General features: G+C 70.4%; 14 protein-coding genes, 1 tRNA gene and 1 pseudogene. 3 read left to right on the forward strand and 13 right to left on the reverse strand.

Annotated elements, in window-relative coordinates; translation table 11 throughout:
* Nucleotides 1-231: 231 nt before the first annotated feature.
* Both H7I87_RS12640 and H7I87_RS12645 read right to left on the reverse strand, forming a co-directional pair.
* Nucleotides 232-762 carry a YbhB/YbcL family Raf kinase inhibitor-like protein gene (locus H7I87_RS12640; protein WP_033719759.1) on the reverse strand — a complete coding sequence of 177 codons (531 nt, stop codon included), beginning with the start codon at nucleotides 760-762 and terminating at the stop codon, nucleotides 232-234.
* Between the two features lie 36 nt (nucleotides 763-798).
* On the reverse strand, nucleotides 799-2,154 hold the full coding sequence (locus tag H7I87_RS12645; RefSeq protein WP_033726864.1) for a M20/M25/M40 family metallo-hydrolase: 1,356 nt from the start codon (nucleotides 2,152-2,154) through the stop codon (nucleotides 799-801).
* A 114-nt stretch (nucleotides 2,155-2,268) separates the two neighbouring features.
* On the opposite strand from H7I87_RS12645, the gene H7I87_RS12650 reads away from it, so the two are divergent.
* From H7I87_RS12650 to H7I87_RS12660, 3 genes and pseudogenes are all read left to right on the forward strand, one after another.
* A tRNA-Leu gene (locus H7I87_RS12650) sits at nucleotides 2,269-2,354 on the forward strand.
* A 168-nt stretch (nucleotides 2,355-2,522) separates the two neighbouring features.
* A complete protein-coding gene (locus tag H7I87_RS12655; RefSeq protein ID WP_009976574.1) occupies nucleotides 2,523-2,750 on the forward strand; it encodes a crotonobetainyl-CoA--carnitine CoA-transferase in 228 nt (75 codons plus the stop codon).
* Between the two features lie 26 nt (nucleotides 2,751-2,776).
* A pseudogene (locus H7I87_RS12660) lies at nucleotides 2,777-3,469 on the forward strand (phosphoribosyltransferase); the annotation flags it as partial.
* Between the two features lie 12 nt (nucleotides 3,470-3,481).
* Here the strand turns inward: H7I87_RS12660 and H7I87_RS12665 are convergent.
* From H7I87_RS12665 to ftsW, 11 genes are all read right to left on the reverse strand, one after another.
* Nucleotides 3,482-3,886: a phage holin family protein gene (locus H7I87_RS12665; RefSeq protein ID WP_033726863.1), complete on the reverse strand. Its 405-nt coding sequence runs from the start codon at nucleotides 3,884-3,886 to the stop codon at nucleotides 3,482-3,484.
* A 115-nt stretch (nucleotides 3,887-4,001) separates the two neighbouring features.
* Complete coding sequence (gene wag31 / locus H7I87_RS12670; RefSeq protein ID WP_003872218.1) at nucleotides 4,002-4,784, reverse strand: DivIVA-like cell division protein Wag31; 783 nt, start codon at nucleotides 4,782-4,784, stop codon at nucleotides 4,002-4,004.
* 292 nt (nucleotides 4,785-5,076) lie between these two features.
* Nucleotides 5,077-5,367: a YggT family protein gene (locus H7I87_RS12675; RefSeq protein ID WP_003878110.1), complete on the reverse strand. Its 291-nt coding sequence runs from the start codon at nucleotides 5,365-5,367 to the stop codon at nucleotides 5,077-5,079.
* A 169-nt stretch (nucleotides 5,368-5,536) separates the two neighbouring features.
* On the reverse strand, nucleotides 5,537-6,181 hold the full coding sequence (locus H7I87_RS12680; RefSeq protein ID WP_003872220.1) for a cell division protein SepF: 645 nt from the start codon (nucleotides 6,179-6,181) through the stop codon (nucleotides 5,537-5,539).
* A gap of 66 nt (nucleotides 6,182-6,247) precedes the next feature.
* Nucleotides 6,248-7,033 carry a YggS family pyridoxal phosphate-dependent enzyme gene (locus tag H7I87_RS12685; protein ID WP_033726879.1) on the reverse strand — a complete coding sequence of 262 codons (786 nt, stop codon included), beginning with the start codon at nucleotides 7,031-7,033 and terminating at the stop codon, nucleotides 6,248-6,250.
* A gap of 5 nt (nucleotides 7,034-7,038) precedes the next feature.
* Nucleotides 7,039-7,746 (reverse strand): peptidoglycan editing factor PgeF, encoded by a 708-nt coding sequence (pgeF, locus tag H7I87_RS12690; RefSeq protein ID WP_033726861.1) that lies wholly within the window; start codon nucleotides 7,744-7,746, stop codon nucleotides 7,039-7,041.
* A 52-nt stretch (nucleotides 7,747-7,798) separates the two neighbouring features.
* Nucleotides 7,799-8,959, reverse strand: coding sequence for a cell division protein FtsZ (ftsZ, locus tag H7I87_RS12695; RefSeq protein WP_003872223.1), 1,161 nt, complete (start codon nucleotides 8,957-8,959; stop codon nucleotides 7,799-7,801).
* Nucleotides 8,960-9,229: 270 nt separating this feature from the next.
* Nucleotides 9,230-10,174 (reverse strand): cell division protein FtsQ/DivIB, encoded by a 945-nt coding sequence (locus tag H7I87_RS12700; protein ID WP_009976564.1) that lies wholly within the window; start codon nucleotides 10,172-10,174, stop codon nucleotides 9,230-9,232.
* The gene (gene murC, locus H7I87_RS12705) at nucleotides 10,171-11,661 is read right to left on the reverse strand and encodes a UDP-N-acetylmuramate--L-alanine ligase (RefSeq protein WP_023869060.1); all 1,491 of its coding nucleotides are present in this window, start codon (nucleotides 11,659-11,661) and stop codon (nucleotides 10,171-10,173) included. Before murC ends, H7I87_RS12700 begins: the two co-directional genes overlap by 4 nt.
* Nucleotides 11,658-12,884: an undecaprenyldiphospho-muramoylpentapeptide beta-N-acetylglucosaminyltransferase gene (gene murG, locus H7I87_RS12710; protein ID WP_033726859.1), complete on the reverse strand. Its 1,227-nt coding sequence runs from the start codon at nucleotides 12,882-12,884 to the stop codon at nucleotides 11,658-11,660. The genes murC and murG overlap by 4 nt, the downstream gene beginning before the upstream one ends.
* Nucleotides 12,881-14,713: a putative lipid II flippase FtsW gene (ftsW, locus tag H7I87_RS12715; RefSeq protein ID WP_033726858.1), complete on the reverse strand. Its 1,833-nt coding sequence runs from the start codon at nucleotides 14,711-14,713 to the stop codon at nucleotides 12,881-12,883. Before ftsW ends, murG begins: the two co-directional genes overlap by 4 nt.
* Nucleotides 14,714-14,715 lie beyond the last annotated feature (2 nt).

Consider the following 14,715-nt stretch of genomic DNA (forward strand, 5'->3'; position numbering starts at 1 on the left):
ACCAACTCCTCACCCTGACCTCCGGCAAAGCCGGACCCACAACCAACGCCCGTGCCGCTACGCGCGCACCCTCAAATGAGGCAACCATGAGCCCCACGCGCGCATCTTGACGTGAGGCAACACGCCGCCGCCCTGGGAACACCGGGACGAATGTGGCGCAAGTGATTCCGCGCACCGAGCGCCCGGAGCGGCCGGGGCGCCCGGAACGGCGGCAGCGGCCGGGGTGCTGACCTACTTCTGCTCGTAGGTGCCGTGGATGACGGCGCGCGCGATGGCGTGCTGGAACAGGTTGAACCCGAGGAAGGCCGGGCTGGCGTCCTCGGGCAGGTCCAGCTTTTCGGTGTCCACGGCGTGCACGGCGATGTAGTAGCGGTGCGGGCCGTGTCCGGGCGGCGGCGCCGCCCCGATGTAGCGGCGCTGCCCGGCGTCGTTGACCAGGGTGAGCGCGTCGCCGGGCAGATTGCTGCCGTCGCCGGCACCGGCGGGCAGCTCGGTGACGTCGGCCGGCAGGTTGGCCACCGCCCAGTGCCAGAACCCGGAGGCCGTCGGGGCGTCGGGGTCGTAGACGCTGACGGCGAAGCTGCGGGTCTCGGCCGGGAAACCCGACCAGCTCAGCTGCGGGCTGACGTCTTCCCCGCCGGCGCCCATGATCCCGCTGACCTGGGGCTTGGCCAGGGTTCCACCGTCGGTCAGCGATTGCGAGGTCAGCGTGAAGGTCGGCAGCTTGGGCAGCGATGCGTACGGGTCAGGAGCTGTGCTCATGGCGGTCCTCTCGTGTGATCGGCTTGCGTCGGTCAACTAGCAGTGGGTCAGGAAGTGGGTCAGCACGTCGGTGCCGAACCGCAGCGCATCGATGGGTACCCGCTCATCGACACCATGGAACAATGCGGTGAAATCCAGGTCGGGCGGCAACCGCAGCGGACTGAAACCGAAACAGCGAATACCCAAGCGCGCAAAGGATTTCGCGTCCGTACCGCCGGACAGCATATACGGCACGGTGCGGGCGTCGGGGTCCAGCGCCAGCACGGCGTCGTTCATGGCGTCGACCAGGTCGCCGTCGAAGCCGGTCTCATAGGACGAGAAGTCCTTGATCCATTCCCGCGTCACGTCCGGCCCGATCAGCTCGTCGATCTCGGCCTCGAACGCCGCCTTGCGGCCCGGCAGGATCCGGCAGTCCACCACCGCCTCGGCGATCGCCGGGACGACGTTGGCCTTGTACCCGGCCTTGAGCATGGTGGGGTTGGCGGTGTCGTGCAGCACGGCCTTGAGCATGCGCGCCATCGGGCCCAGCTTTTCGACCACGCCGCGCAGGTCGCCCGATTGGGTGTCGAACGTCAGTCCGGTCTCCTCGCTGACCGCGGCCAGGAACTGGTTGACGGTGTCGGTCAGCACCAGCGGAAACTGATGGCGGCCCAGCCGGGCGACGGCCTCGGCGACGGCGGTGACGGCGTTTTGGTCGTGCACCATTGACCCGTGCCCGGCCGGGCCGCGGGCGGTGAGCTTCATCCACGACAGCCCCTTTTCGGCCGTCTCGATCAAATAGAGCCGACGCTCGCCGCCGTCGCGGCGCGGCACGGTCAGCGAGAAGCCGCCCACCTCGCCGATCGCTTCGGTGACCCCGGCGAACAGCTCCGGCCGGTTGTCGACCAGCCACTGCGCGCCGAACGTCCCGCCGTGCTCCTCGTCGGCGATGAACGCGAACACCAGGTCGCGCGGCGGCACGATGCCGGCCCGCTTCAGGTGCCGGGCCACCACGATCATCATGCCGACCATGTCCTTCATGTCGACCGCGCCGCGGCCCCAGACGAAACCGTCCTTGACCGCACCGGAGAACGGGTGCACGCTCCACTCGGTCGGCTCGGCCGGCACCACGTCGAGATGCCCGTGGATCAGCAGCGCGCCGCGCGAACTGTCGGCACCCGGCAGGCGGACGAACACATTGCCGCGGCCCGGCGCGCCGGACTCGACGTAATGCGGCGCATAGCCCACCGCGGCCAGCTGCTCGGCGACCCACTGCGCGCACTGGGCCTCGCCCTTGGTGGTCTCCGGTTCGCCGGTGTTGGTGGTGTCGAACCGGATCAGGGTGCTGACCACCTCGACGACGTCGTCGCTCGGGTTGGCCGTCACCTCGCTCGCCCCGCTCTGGATGGTCACAACCTCCTTTCCTACCATTGCCGGAGGGCTCCCGGGCCCGGGCCCGAGCAGCTGGATTGGGTTAGCGGCCGGCAATCCGATAGCCTTAGCTGCCAACCCATGCCGGTTGGTCTTGTCCGAGTGGCGGAATGGCAGACGCGCTAGCTTGAGGTGCTAGTGCCCTACTAATGGGCGTGGGGGTTCAAGTCCCCCCTCGGACACACCACTGAGGCGAGCGAGCCGATGGAGTGCGTTGAGCGGCGACGCCGCGATCACACATGTTTTTCGTCTTGTTCCAGAGCTTTCTCGCTGCCGATGCACCCTGCGCGTGTGAGGGCCGGCCGATCGGGTAACCGGCCGAGCAGGCGACATCCGAAAGCGTTATCCCCATGGCCGACAACAAGCTCGACAAGTGGGTGATGCTACGAAACACCAAGCTGCACAACACCCTTCGCGACGGCCCCGGCGAATGCGACATCCGACTCGTCGACCGGACCGTGCGGGTGCGCCACGACCTGTCCGGTCGCCGGGTCGACATGTTGCCGGCCGTCGGCGCCATCCCCTGGAACGACGGCAGCGAGGCCGGCTCGCCGATGCGTGGGCGTAGCTGCCAGTAGGCTTGGAAGACACCTTTGGGACACCACCGATGAACCGACCGAACGGCTTTCTCCGGCGAACGGCGATGCGCAGTTTTCGCGACCGCCGTGAGGCCGGGCGCGCGCTGGCCGGGGAGCTGATGGGCTACCGCAACCGCGGCGACGTGCTGGTGTTCGGGCTGGCCCGCGGCGGCCTGCCGGTGGCCTGGGAGATCGCCGCGGCGCTGCACGCCCCGCTGGACGTGTTTTTGGTGCGCAAGCTCGGGGTGCCGAACTGGTCGGAGCTGGCGATGGGCGCCTTGGCCAGCGGCGGCGGCGTGGTGATGAACGACGACGTAGTGAGCAGCCTGCGCATCACCGACGAGCAGGTGCGCGCGGTGATCGACAGCGAGACGGCCGAACTGGCGCGGCGCGAGCACGCCTACCGGGGCGATCGCCCGATGGCCGACCTGCGGGACAAGGTCGTGATCCTGGTCGACGACGGGATCGCCACCGGCGCCAGCATGCTGGCCGCGGTGCGCGCGTTGAGGTCCGGCCCGACCGGCGCGACGCCCAGATCGATAGTCGTGGCCGTGCCGGTGGGACCGGAGTCGGCCTGCCGCGAGCTGGGCCGCGAGGCCGACGAGGTGGTGTGCCTGAGCACGCCGCCGGGATTCGAGGCCGTCGGGCAGGTGTACGGCGACTTTCACCAGGTCAGCGACGACGAGGTGCGTGAGCTGCTGGCCACACCGACCGGCTGAGCGCGCGGAACGTCAGTGCGTGGCCTCGTCGCCGCGGCCGTCGGCTGGGACGGCGGATTCCTCGGACCGCCCGGCCTGCCCTGACTGATCCGACTGATCCGAGTGATCGGACGGCTCGGTGGCTTCGGTGCTTTCGGTGGCGTCGGCAGTGCTTTCGGTGGGGGCATCCTCGGGATAGTCGACGAAGTCGTCCTCGTCGGCGCCCGCCTCGTCCGCGTCCTCGTCAGCGTCCTCGTGGGCCTCGTCACCGCCCAGGTCGCGCTGCTGGCGCTCCCGCAGCGCGTCGAGGATCAACAGCACCACGCCCACCACGCTGGCGGCGATGCACACCCAGGCGACCAGCTCGTTGCTGGTGACGACCGCGAACACCAACGCGACAAGCCCGATCAGGGCCAATACCAGCGCAATGATGAGCATCAGTCATCCTCCAGGCGACGAGCGGGACCGCGGTCTTGCAGACCTTGTTTCAGACCTAGTGTGCCAACCCCGAAGCTCGGCGCGTGACCGGCACGACTCAGAGCCCAGTCAGCGGCTAGTTGTTGCCCCGGTTGAACTGGTCGAACCCGCCCGCATCCGCGCTGGAATCCACCGGCGCGGCCGAGCCGCGCTGGCCGAGCTCCTCGAGCTGGGACTCCAGGTAGGTCTTGAGCCGGGTGCGGTATTCGCGTTCGAAGGTGCGCAGCTGCTCGAGGCGGCCTTCCAGCACCGTGCGCTGCTGGTTGATGGTGCCCATGATCTCGGAATGCTTGCGTTCGGCGTCGGCCTGCAGGGCGTCGGCCTTCTCCTGGGCCTGACGCAACTGGGCCTCCGAGCGGGCCTGCGCGTCGGCCAGCATCGCGTCGGCGCGCTGCCGGGCCTCGGCGACCGTGGTCTCGGCGGTGCTGCGGGCCTCGCTGAGGATCTGGTCGGCGTTGGCCCGCGCATCGGCCAGCATCTTCTCCGACTCGGCCTGCGCCGTGCTGGTCAGCCGGTCGGCGGTGTCCTGGGCCAGGCTCAGCACCCGCGCGGCCTTGATGGCCTGCTCCTCGTTGCTGACGGCGGCGGCCGGCGCGGCCTTGACCGGCTCGGGCTCGGCGACAGGAATGGCCTGAGTGGGCGCGGCGGCGGCCGGCGCGGCGGCACCGCCACCGGCGGCGAGCTCCTGATCCAGCTCTTCGATCCGTTGCCGCAGGTCGCTGTTCTCTTCGATGAGTCGCGTCAGCTCGGCTTCCACCAGATCGAGGAAGGCATCCACCTCGTCTTCGTTGTAGCCCCGCTTGCCGATCGGTGGCTTACTGAACGCCACATTGTGGACGTCGGCTGGTGTAAGCGGCATTGTTTCGTCCCCTCAAGTTCCTGTCGAACGTTCTGGAAAGTGTAGAACGCAGTGGTAGCCGTCGTGCAACTGCCGTCCATCCTGTCACACCAGGCGCGACGGTCGCCGATTAGCCCAATAAATAAGAACCAATTTCAAACAGTGAGGCCAATAAAATCCGAAACCTTAGAATTTTTAAATCGGCGGAACCAAACCGACGCTAAAACGTGGCCGAACCGTCTCCGGGCCGGAATCCGGCCCCACGTCACCCCGCTGAACGGCGCCGCGCGGGACAAGCCGGATCAGGATCGGATCAGGCCGCCGCGCCGAACGCCAACTGCATCCCGATGAACGCGACCAGCAGCAGCACCATGATCGACAGGTCGAAGCGAACCGCTCCGATGGTCAGTTGCGGGATCAGCCGGCGCAGCAGCTTCACCGGCGGATCGGTGATCGACATGATGATCTCCAGCACCACCACGGTGATCCCCGTGGGATGCCAGTCCCGGCTGAACGAGCGGATGAATTCGACGACGACCCGGGCGATGAGCAGCAGCCAGAAGATGAACAGCGCAAACCCGAGAATCTGAAAGAACAACACCAACTGAAGTGCCCCGACCTTACCGATGACCTTGCCGATGACCTGGCGGATGAGAGCCAAGCGCCGCGGACCTGCGCGGCGCCTGCCAGCCTACCGACTCCGGGCGCGATGCCCCATCTCACCTGGTCCGACGGGGCATCGCGCCGCCGGCGGCGGCGCCGGGCGGTCGAGGTTATTGGTATGCGTAGAAACCGGTTTCGGCGATCCGGCGGCGCTCCTCCGGCGACACGTCGACGTCGGCGGGTGAGAGCAGGAACACCTTGGTGGCGACCTTGTCGAAGGAGCCGCGCAGCGCGAACGCCAGCCCGGCCGCGAAGTCGACGAGCCGCTTGGCGTCGGCGTTGTCCATCGAGACCAGGTCCATGATGACCGGGGTGCCGTCGCGGAACCGCTCGCCGATGGTGCGGGCCTCGCTGTAGTCCTTGGGCCGCAGCGTGGTGATCTTCGACAGCGGGTGGCCCTCTTCGAACATCATCGCCATCCGGCGCGGGTCCATCGCCAGCGCGCCGCGGGTGGAGTTGCGCAGCCAGGAGCCGAACCGCGGCCGGCCCATCTCGGGGCGCTCGAACTCGCGCGGGTGGACGGCACCGTAGCGCGACTCCTCGGCGTAGCCGCCGCGGTAGCCGGCGGGCGGTGGGTAGTCGGCCGGCTCGCGGCGCGGGTCGTCGTAGTCGTCACCGTCGTAGCGGCCGTACCCGTCGTCGAATCGCGGCCGCGGGAAACCGCGGGACGGCGCGCGGTCGTCGTAGTACTCGTCTTCGTAGTCGTCCATTGGGGCCATCCCGAAATACGCCTTGACTTTGTGCAGTGTGCTCATTGCGTTGACCCTTCTAGCCCCTGAGATTGCTGGTGTTAGTGATGAAGCTGTTACTGCAGTGACTACTTACGGTGACGGTAACGGGCGACGGCCCAATAGCGCGGTACCGACACGCACACATGTCGAACCGTGTTTGACGGCAATTTCGAAGTCGTCGGACATGCCGGCGGACAGCCCCACCGCGTTGCGATGCGTCTCGAGCACCCGCCGATGCTCGGATTGCAGCCGGTCAAACGCCTCGTCGGGATCGGAGTTCAGCGGCGGGATGGCCATCAACCCGATCAGGTCCAGGTTGTTCGCCGCCGCGACCTGCGCGCACACCTCGTCGACGGCCCCGGGCCGGGAGATGTCCACGCCGCCGCGCGACTCGTCGCCGTCGAGGCTGACCTGGACGTACACCCGCATCGGGTCGGTGCGGCCGCCGTCGGCCAGGGCCGCCGCCACTCCCCGGTCGAGCGCGGACACCAGGTGGGTGCTGTCGACCGAGTGCGCGGTGTGCGCCCAGCGGGCCACCGACCGGGCCTTGTTCCGCTGGATGTGGCCCACCATGTGCCAGCGCGGAATCGCCACATTCGTCCGCGCGGACGTCGCCAACAGGCGCGTGACTTCGGCCACCTTCGCCGTCGCTTCCTGGTCGCGCGATTCGCCGACGGCGCGACAACCCAATCGAGACAACGTCACGACATCGGTCGCCGGGAAGAATTTGGTGACCGGCAGCACTTCGATTTCCGCGACATTGCGGCCCGCCGCCTCGGCGGCCGCCGCCAGCCGCGAGCGCACCGCCGCCAGGGCGTGCGTCAATTCCGTTTCGCGGTCGCCGGCGCTGTCCGGGGCCGGTGTCCCTGCCGTCATCGCCGTCACTCCATCCAGATCAGGGAGGCCAACCGTCCGGTCGGCGCGTCGCGGCGATGACTGAACAATGCCGGGTCGGCCACCGTGCACCGCGGATCGACGTCGATTGCGGTGACACCCAATTCCCTTAGCTGGCAAGCGATTCCGGCCCGCAGATCCAGTCCGGGCGTTCCGGCCGCGGTGGTGGTGCGGCTGCCCGGCAGCGCCGCCTCGACCTCGTCGGCCATTGCCGCCGGCACTTCGTAGTTGGCGCCGCTGACCGCCGGGCCGAGCAGGGCCGACATGTCGGCGGGTTGCGCGCCCAGCGCCCGCATCGCCTCCACCGTGCGCACCACCACGCCGCGCTGGGCCCCGACCCGACCGGCGTGCACGGCCGCGGCCACCCCAGCGCGGGCGTCGGCCAGCAGCACCGGAACGCAGTCGGCGGTCACCACGGCCAGCGCCAGCCGCGCGGTGCCGGTGACCAGCGCGTCGGTCGCGTCCACCGCGCCGTCGCGGGGCCCGTGGACCACCTCGACCCGGTCGCCGTGCACCTGGTTCATCCACACCACGCGTTCGGTCTTGAGCCCGAGGGCGGCCGCCAGCCGGGCCCGGTTGGCGGCCACCGCCGCCGGGTCGTCGCCGACGTGGTCGCCCAGGTTGAAACTGTCGAACGGGGGCTTGGAGACACCACCGGCGCGGGTGGTCGTCACCCGGCGGATGCGAACGCTCACGTGACCAGTATCCGCAAAGCGCTTGTCCGCCAGGCGGGTCGAGTCCATGGCCTCAGCGGCGCATGAAAGGCGGCACATCCACGTCGTCGTCCTCGCCGCCGATATTCAGCGTCGAGCCGTTGGTGTGGATCGGCACGCTGACCGCGTCGACCGGCTCGAACAACGTCGAGGTGAGCTTGCCCGCCTTCGCCGACTCGATCCGGTGCGCGCCGCCGGTCTTCTCCCCCTTGTCGGCGCTGCCGCCGATCACCGGCTTGCGCCCCGGCCCGGCGGCGTCGAAGCCGGCCGCGATGACGGTGACCCGCACCTCGTCGCCCAGCGAATCGTCGATCACGGTGCCGAAGATGATGTTGGCGTCCTGGTGGGCGGCGTCCTGCACCAGCGAGGCCGCCTCGTTGATCTCGAACAGCCCCAGGTCGCTGCCGCCGGCGATGGACATCAGCACGCCCTGCGCACCCTCCATCGAGGCCTCCAGCAGCGGCGAGTTGATGGCGATCTCGGCGGCCTTGAGCGAGCGGCCCTCGCCGCGGGCCGAGCCGATGCCCATCAGCGCGGTGCCCGCGCCGGACATGATGCCCTTGACGTCGGCGAAGTCGACGTTGATCAGCCCCGGCGTGGTGATCAGGTCGGTGATGCCCTGCACACCGTTGAGCAGCACCTCGTCGGCGCTGCGGAAGGCGTCCATCAGTGACACGGCCGCGTCGCCCATCTGCAGCAGCCGGTCGTTGGGGATGACGATCAGGGTGTCGCAGCTCTCCCGCAGCGCGTTGATGCCCGCCTCGGCCTGGTTGCTGCGCCGCTTGCCCTCGAACGAGAACGGCCGGGTGACCACGCCCACGGTCAAAGCGCCGAGCTTGCGCGCGATGCTGGCGACGACGGGCGCCCCGCCGGTCCCGGTGCCGCCGCCCTCGCCGGCGGTGACGAACACCATGTCGGCGCCGCGCAGCAGCTCCTCGATCTCGTCCTTGGCGTCCTCGGCGGCCTTGCGGCCGACCTCGGGGTCCGCGCCGGCGCCCAGGCCGCGGGTGGAGTCGCGCCCGACGTCGAGTTTGACGTCGGCATCGCTCATCAACAGCGCTTGCGCGTCGGTGTTGATCGCGATGAACTCCACGCCCTTGAGTCCCTGTTCGATCATCCGGTTGACGGCGTTGACGCCGCCGCCACCGATACCCACGACCTTGATGACGGCCAGGTAGTTGTGCGGGGGGGTCATCATTCGTCTTCCTCCCTGATGGGCTTGGCTGCTCTCCCGGCGGTGGGCTCCTCCGGACGTCGGCGGCCCTCCCGGCAAACCCTCAACCTCAACCATAGAGTTAGAGTTATGTCAAGTAGTTCCGCGCAACCAGAACGGTATGGGCACGGAGCGCGCTAACCCGGCAGGCGCGCCGACGCGCGTCCCGCAAATTTTGGGCATTTTTCCCACCGCGGCGGCGGTGAGCGCTGGGTATGGCGGATCCCGGCAGCGCGGGCGTGACGAACATCGCTACTTGACCGTCGGCAGGTCGGGGCTGGACACGTCGTAGGTCTTGCCCGGCTGGGTCAGCAGCGCCGCCAGCTTCTCGGCCTTCTCGTCGGTGCGGTCGGTGGTCCCCCAGATCACCACCCGGCCGTCGCCCAGGGTCAGGGTGATCGACGCCACCGAGGGCGCCGCGATCCGGCCCACCTGACCCTCGACCTCGGGCCGCAGCGCGGTCAGCACCTGCAGGGCGGCCTTGGTCGCCGGGTCGTTGGGCCCCGGGTCGGCGACGTCGAGGTAGGGCAGCGCCGGCGGCGGCGGCCCGGTCGCGAAGTCCACGCCGTCGCGGTCGAACAGGTGCGGCCCGTCAGGAAAGTCTTTGACCGCCACCGGGATTCGTTCGACGATGGTGATCCGCAGCGCGGACGGGTACTGGCGCTGCACGCGTGCGCTGGCCACCCGCCGGATCGCCGCCACCCGGTCGGCGACCTGGCCGGTGTCGATCTGCAGCAGCGGCGTGCCCAGCCGCACCCGCGCCGCGTCCAGCACTTCCTCCCGGGTCACCACGCCGGTGCCGACGACGACGATGTTGCGCGCCGACATCGCCGGCGTGAAGTAGAGGACCAGGGCCAGACCGATCCCGACGATCACCAGCAGGATGGTCACCATCAACATCTTCAGGCCCCGAACCACGCCGCGTGCAACGGGTTTGGGCTGGTTGACCGGCCGCCCGGCGGCCCTGCGCTTGGCCTCGCGGCGCGCCTCCTCGATGGCCATGGCCCGGGCCTGCGCGGCGCGGCGTTCGGCTCGCTCGCGGCGGGCCCGCCGGCGCGGCCCCTCCACCTCGGCCTGCTCCGCGCCGCCATCGGCGCGCTGCTGCGGGCCGGTGCCGACGAACAGCGGTTCGGTGACGGCCTCGCCCACCACGTCGGCCGGGCCCGACCCGGTCGGTTCGGGGTCCGGCTGCGTCATCGCAACGCCCCCGGCGCACCGCGGTTGGCCCGCACCCGCAGCGCGGTGACGATCTCGGGGCCCAGCAGCGTGACGTCGCCGGCCCCCATGGTGACGATGACATCGCCGGGCGCGGCGGCCGCGGCGACCTGCTCGGCGGCCGCGGAGAAGTCCGGCAGGTAGCGCACCGGCACGCTGACGTGCTCGGCGACGCTGGCTCCGCTGACACCGGCCAGCGGCTGTTCGCGCGCGCCGTAGACGTCCAGCACGAAAACCTCGTCCGCGGCGTCCAGGGCGTGACCGAACTCCTCGGCGAAAGCCTTTGTGCGCGAATATAAATGGGGCTGGAACACCGCGATGCTGCGACCACCGCCGCTCTGTTCGAGCAGGGTGCGCACCGCCGCCAGCGTGGCGGCGATCTCGGTGGGGTGATGGGCGTAGTCGTCGAACACCCGCACCGTCGAGCTGGGGGCCGACCCACCGGCGGTGCCGACCAGTTCGAAGCGGCGGCGCACCCCCTCGAAGCCGGCCAGCCCGTCCAGCACCGCCTCGGTCGGCGCGCCGATCTCGATCGCCGCGAGCAGCGCGCCCAGCGCGTTGAGCGCCATGTGCCGCCCCGGCACCGAGAGCCGCATCACCAGCGGGTGTTGCTGCTCGCCGGCCAGCCGGATCTGGGCGACCGCCTCGGTACCCTGCTGCTGCCAGGACACCAGGGTGGCGGCCAGCGGTTCGCCGGACGGGGCTTGGCCGTGCGACCCGGATCCGTAGCGCAGCACCCGAATTCCGAGTTCGGCGGTGCGCCGGGCCAGCGCGGCCGCGCCCGGGTCGTCGACGCACACCACCAGCGCGCCGCCGGGGGCCAGCCGCTCCACGAACGCGTCGAACACCGCGACGTAGGCGTCGGCGCTGCCGTAGAAGTCCAGGTGGTCGGTCTCGATGTTGGTGACCACCGCGACGTCGGGCGTGTACTCCAGCAGCGAGCCGTCGCTTTCGTCGGCCTCGGCGACGAAGCAGTCGCCGCTGCCGTGGTGGGCGTTGGTCCCGGCCTCCCCCATCTCGCCGCCGACCGCGAAGGACGGGTCGCGCCCGCAGTGCTGCAGCGCGACGATCAGCATCGAGGTCGTCGTCGTCTTGCCGTGCGTGCCAGTCACCATCAGGGTGGTGCGGCCGTCCATCAGCTTGGCCAGCACGGCCGGCCGCAGGATCACCGGAATGCCGCGCCGCCGCGCCTCGACGAGTTCGGGGTTGGTTTTCGGGATGGCGGCGTGGGTGGTGATCACCGCGGTGGGGCCGCCGGGCAGCAGATCCAGCGACGACGCGTCGTGCCCGATGCGGATCTGGGCGCCGCGGGCGCGCAGCGCGTGGATGCCGCGCGACTCCTTGGCGTCCGAGCCGGACACCAGGCCGCCGCGGTCGAGCAGGATGCGGGCGATGCCCGACATGCCGGCTCCCCCGATGCCGACCATGTGCACCCGTTCCAGCTCGGCGGGCAGCTGGTCGGTGGTCACGGCCTGCCCTCGGTCGCGCCGCGGGCGAGCCGCGCCGTTCTGCCGATGTCCAGCGCCGCCTGGGCGACCCGGCGCGCGGCGTCGGGATGCCCGACCCGCGCGGCGGCCGTCGTCATCGCCGCCAGCCGCGGCGGGTCGCCCACCAGGCCGGCCACCTCCCGGGCGACCAACTCCGGCGTCAGGTCGGCGTCGGCGACCACCATGCCGCCGCCGGCGTTGACCACCGGCAGCGCGTTGAGCCGCTGTTCGCCGTTGCCGATCGGCAGCGGCACGTAGATGGCCGGCAACCCCACCGCCGACACCTCGGCGACCGTCATCGCCCCGGACCGGCAGATCACCAGGTCGGCGGCCGCGTAGGCCAGGTCCATTCGGTCCAGGTAGGGCACCGCCACGTAGGGCGGGTCGCCGGGCTGCGGTTCGCGCAGGTCGAGCGTGTTTTTGGGGCCGTGCGCGTGCAGCACGGACACGCCGGCGGCGGCCAGCTGCGCGGCGGCGCCGGACACCGCCCGGTTCAGCGAGGCCGCGCCCTGCGAGCCGCCGAACACCAGCAACACCCGGGCGTCGTCGGCGAATCCGAAGTGCCGACGCGCCTCGGCGCGCAGCGCCGCGCGGTCCAGCGAGGTGATGGCCTCGCGCACCGGGACGCCGACCACCTCGGCGCCGGGCAGGCCGCAATCGGGCACCGCGGACAGCACCCGCTGCGCGGTGCGGGCGCCCACCCGGTTGGCCAGCCCGGCGCTGGCGTTGGCCTCATGGATCACCACCGGCACCCGGGGCTTGCGCGGTGAGACGCCGCGGGCGGCCAGGTAGGCCGGCAGGGCCACGTAGCCGCCGAATCCGATCACCACGTCGGCGTCCACGGCGTGGAGCACGGCCCGGGTTTCGCGCACCGCCCGCCACACCCGCGACGGCAGCCGGGCCAGGTCGCCGGTGGGCTTGCGCGGCAGCGGCACCGGCGTGATGAGCTCGAGGTCATAGCCGCGCTCGGGCACCAGCCGGGTCTCCAGCCCGCGCGCGGTGCCCAGCGCGGTGATCCGGACGTTTGGGTCGAGGGCCTTCAGCGCGTCGGCGACGGCCATCGCCGGCTCGACGTGGCCGGCGGTGCCGCCGCCGGCCAGCACCACCGACACCGGCTCATGAGGTGCAACGGCCGACAACGCGGCACCGGCGGGCAGAGGATCGTCCCCCCGCCCGCCGGTCGGCTTCTTGACCGTGTCGTTCACCCGTAACGCTGACCTTCCAATGCCCGTGCGCGCCGTGGCTGACGCTGGCCGGCGCGCGAACTGGCTACCGGGTTTGCTCCGGAGTTGGCTCCCAGACTGGCATAGCGCTGGCCAGATCCATGATGCCTTGCCCGGGCGCGCGTGTTACCCCCAGATTGGCGGCCCGCCCGGCCGGCCGTGCGGGGCAGCGGGGGCGGCAGCGGCGCGTCGGCATGGAAGCCGGCATTGCGGGTGGCGTTGCGGCCGGCGTTGCGGGTGGGCTTGCGCCCGGCCGGCTTGGCGCCCTTGCGCGGCGCCGGGCGCGATTTCGGGGCCGATTTCGGGGCCTGCTGCGGACCGGTCCGCTTGCGATCGCGGAACGCCTCCAGCCGCGTCGGCGAATACGGCTCGGGCAGCGGCAGTCGCAGCAGCCGGTTCACCTTGTCGTCGCGGCCGGCGCGCAGCGCGGCCACCGCCTCGGGCTCGTGACGGGCCGCATTGGCCATGATCCCGATCATGAAAAGCGTTGCCGCCGTGGATGTTCCACCCGCGGAGATGAGTGGCAGCTGAATGCCGGTGACCGGCAGGATGCCGATCACGTAACCGATGTTGATGAACGCCTGGCCCAGCACCCACATCGTGGTGGTGGCCGTCAACAGCCGCAGGAACGGGTCGGCCGAGCGGCGGGCGATCCGCATCCCGGTGTAGGCGAACAGGCCGAACAGCACCAGCAGCCCGAAGGCGCCGATGAAGCCGAGCTCCTCGCCGATGATCGCGAAGATGAAGTCGTTGTGCGCGTTGGGCAGGTAATTCCATTTCGCTACGCCCTGCCCGAGCCCGTCGCCGAAGATCCCGCCGTGGGCCAGCGCGAATTTCGCCTGCCGGGCCTGATAACCGGTGTCCTGCGGGTCGTTCTCCGGGTTCATCCAGGACCGCACCCGGTCGGAGCGGTATCCGGCCGACATCGCCAGGACCGCGCCGGCCATGAACACCGCCAGCAGCGAGGTGATGAACACCCGCAGCGGCAGGCCGGCGTACCACAGCAGGGCCAGCAGGATGATGCCCAGCGAAACCGTCTGCCCGAGGTCGGGCTGCGCCACGATCAGCGCCAGCGCGATCACCGCGGCCGGCACCAGCGGGATCAACAGCTCACGCAGGCTGGCCCGGTCCAGGCGGCGGGCCGCCAGCATGTGCGCGCCCCAGATGGCGAAGGCGATCTTGGCCAGCTCGGAGGGCTGCATGGAAAACCCGGCGACGACGAACCACTTACGCGATCCGTTGGCCAGGTTGCCGATCCCGGGCACCAGCACCAGCACCAGCAGGATGACGGTGACGACGTAGCCGGTGAACGCGACGCGCCGGATGAACCGCACCGACATCCGCAGCGAGGCGTAGCAGGCGATCAGCCCGATCACCGTCCACAGCACCTGCTTGCCGAAGATCACCCAGGCCGACCCGTCGGCGTCGTAGGAGCGCACCCCGGACGCCGAGAGCACCATGATCAGACCCAGCGTGGTCAGCAGCCCCGCGATGGCGATGATGAGGTGAAACGACGTCATCGGCCGGCTGAGCCAGGCCCCGAACCGGCTGTGCGAGCTCCCGTCCTTCGGCTTGTCCTTCGGCGCCTTCGTGGACTCCTTTTTGGAGGCCTCCGTGGAGGCCTTCTTGGACGCCTTCTGGGACGCCTTCGTGGACTCGTCGGTGGCCTGCTGGTCCTGCTCGTCGGCGGCCTCCGGCGCGCCGTCCGGGACGGCGTCGGTTTCGGCCGCCGCGCCGTCGTCGTCGGCCGGCTCGGCGGTCTTGGTGGTGTTCTTACCCCGGCCCAGCAGCCGGGTCAGTGCGTTACCCACGC

The sequence above is a fragment of the Mycobacterium timonense genome (genome assembly GCF_025821985.1).
In the GTDB taxonomy this organism is placed as follows: domain Bacteria; phylum Actinomycetota; class Actinomycetes; order Mycobacteriales; family Mycobacteriaceae; genus Mycobacterium; species Mycobacterium avium.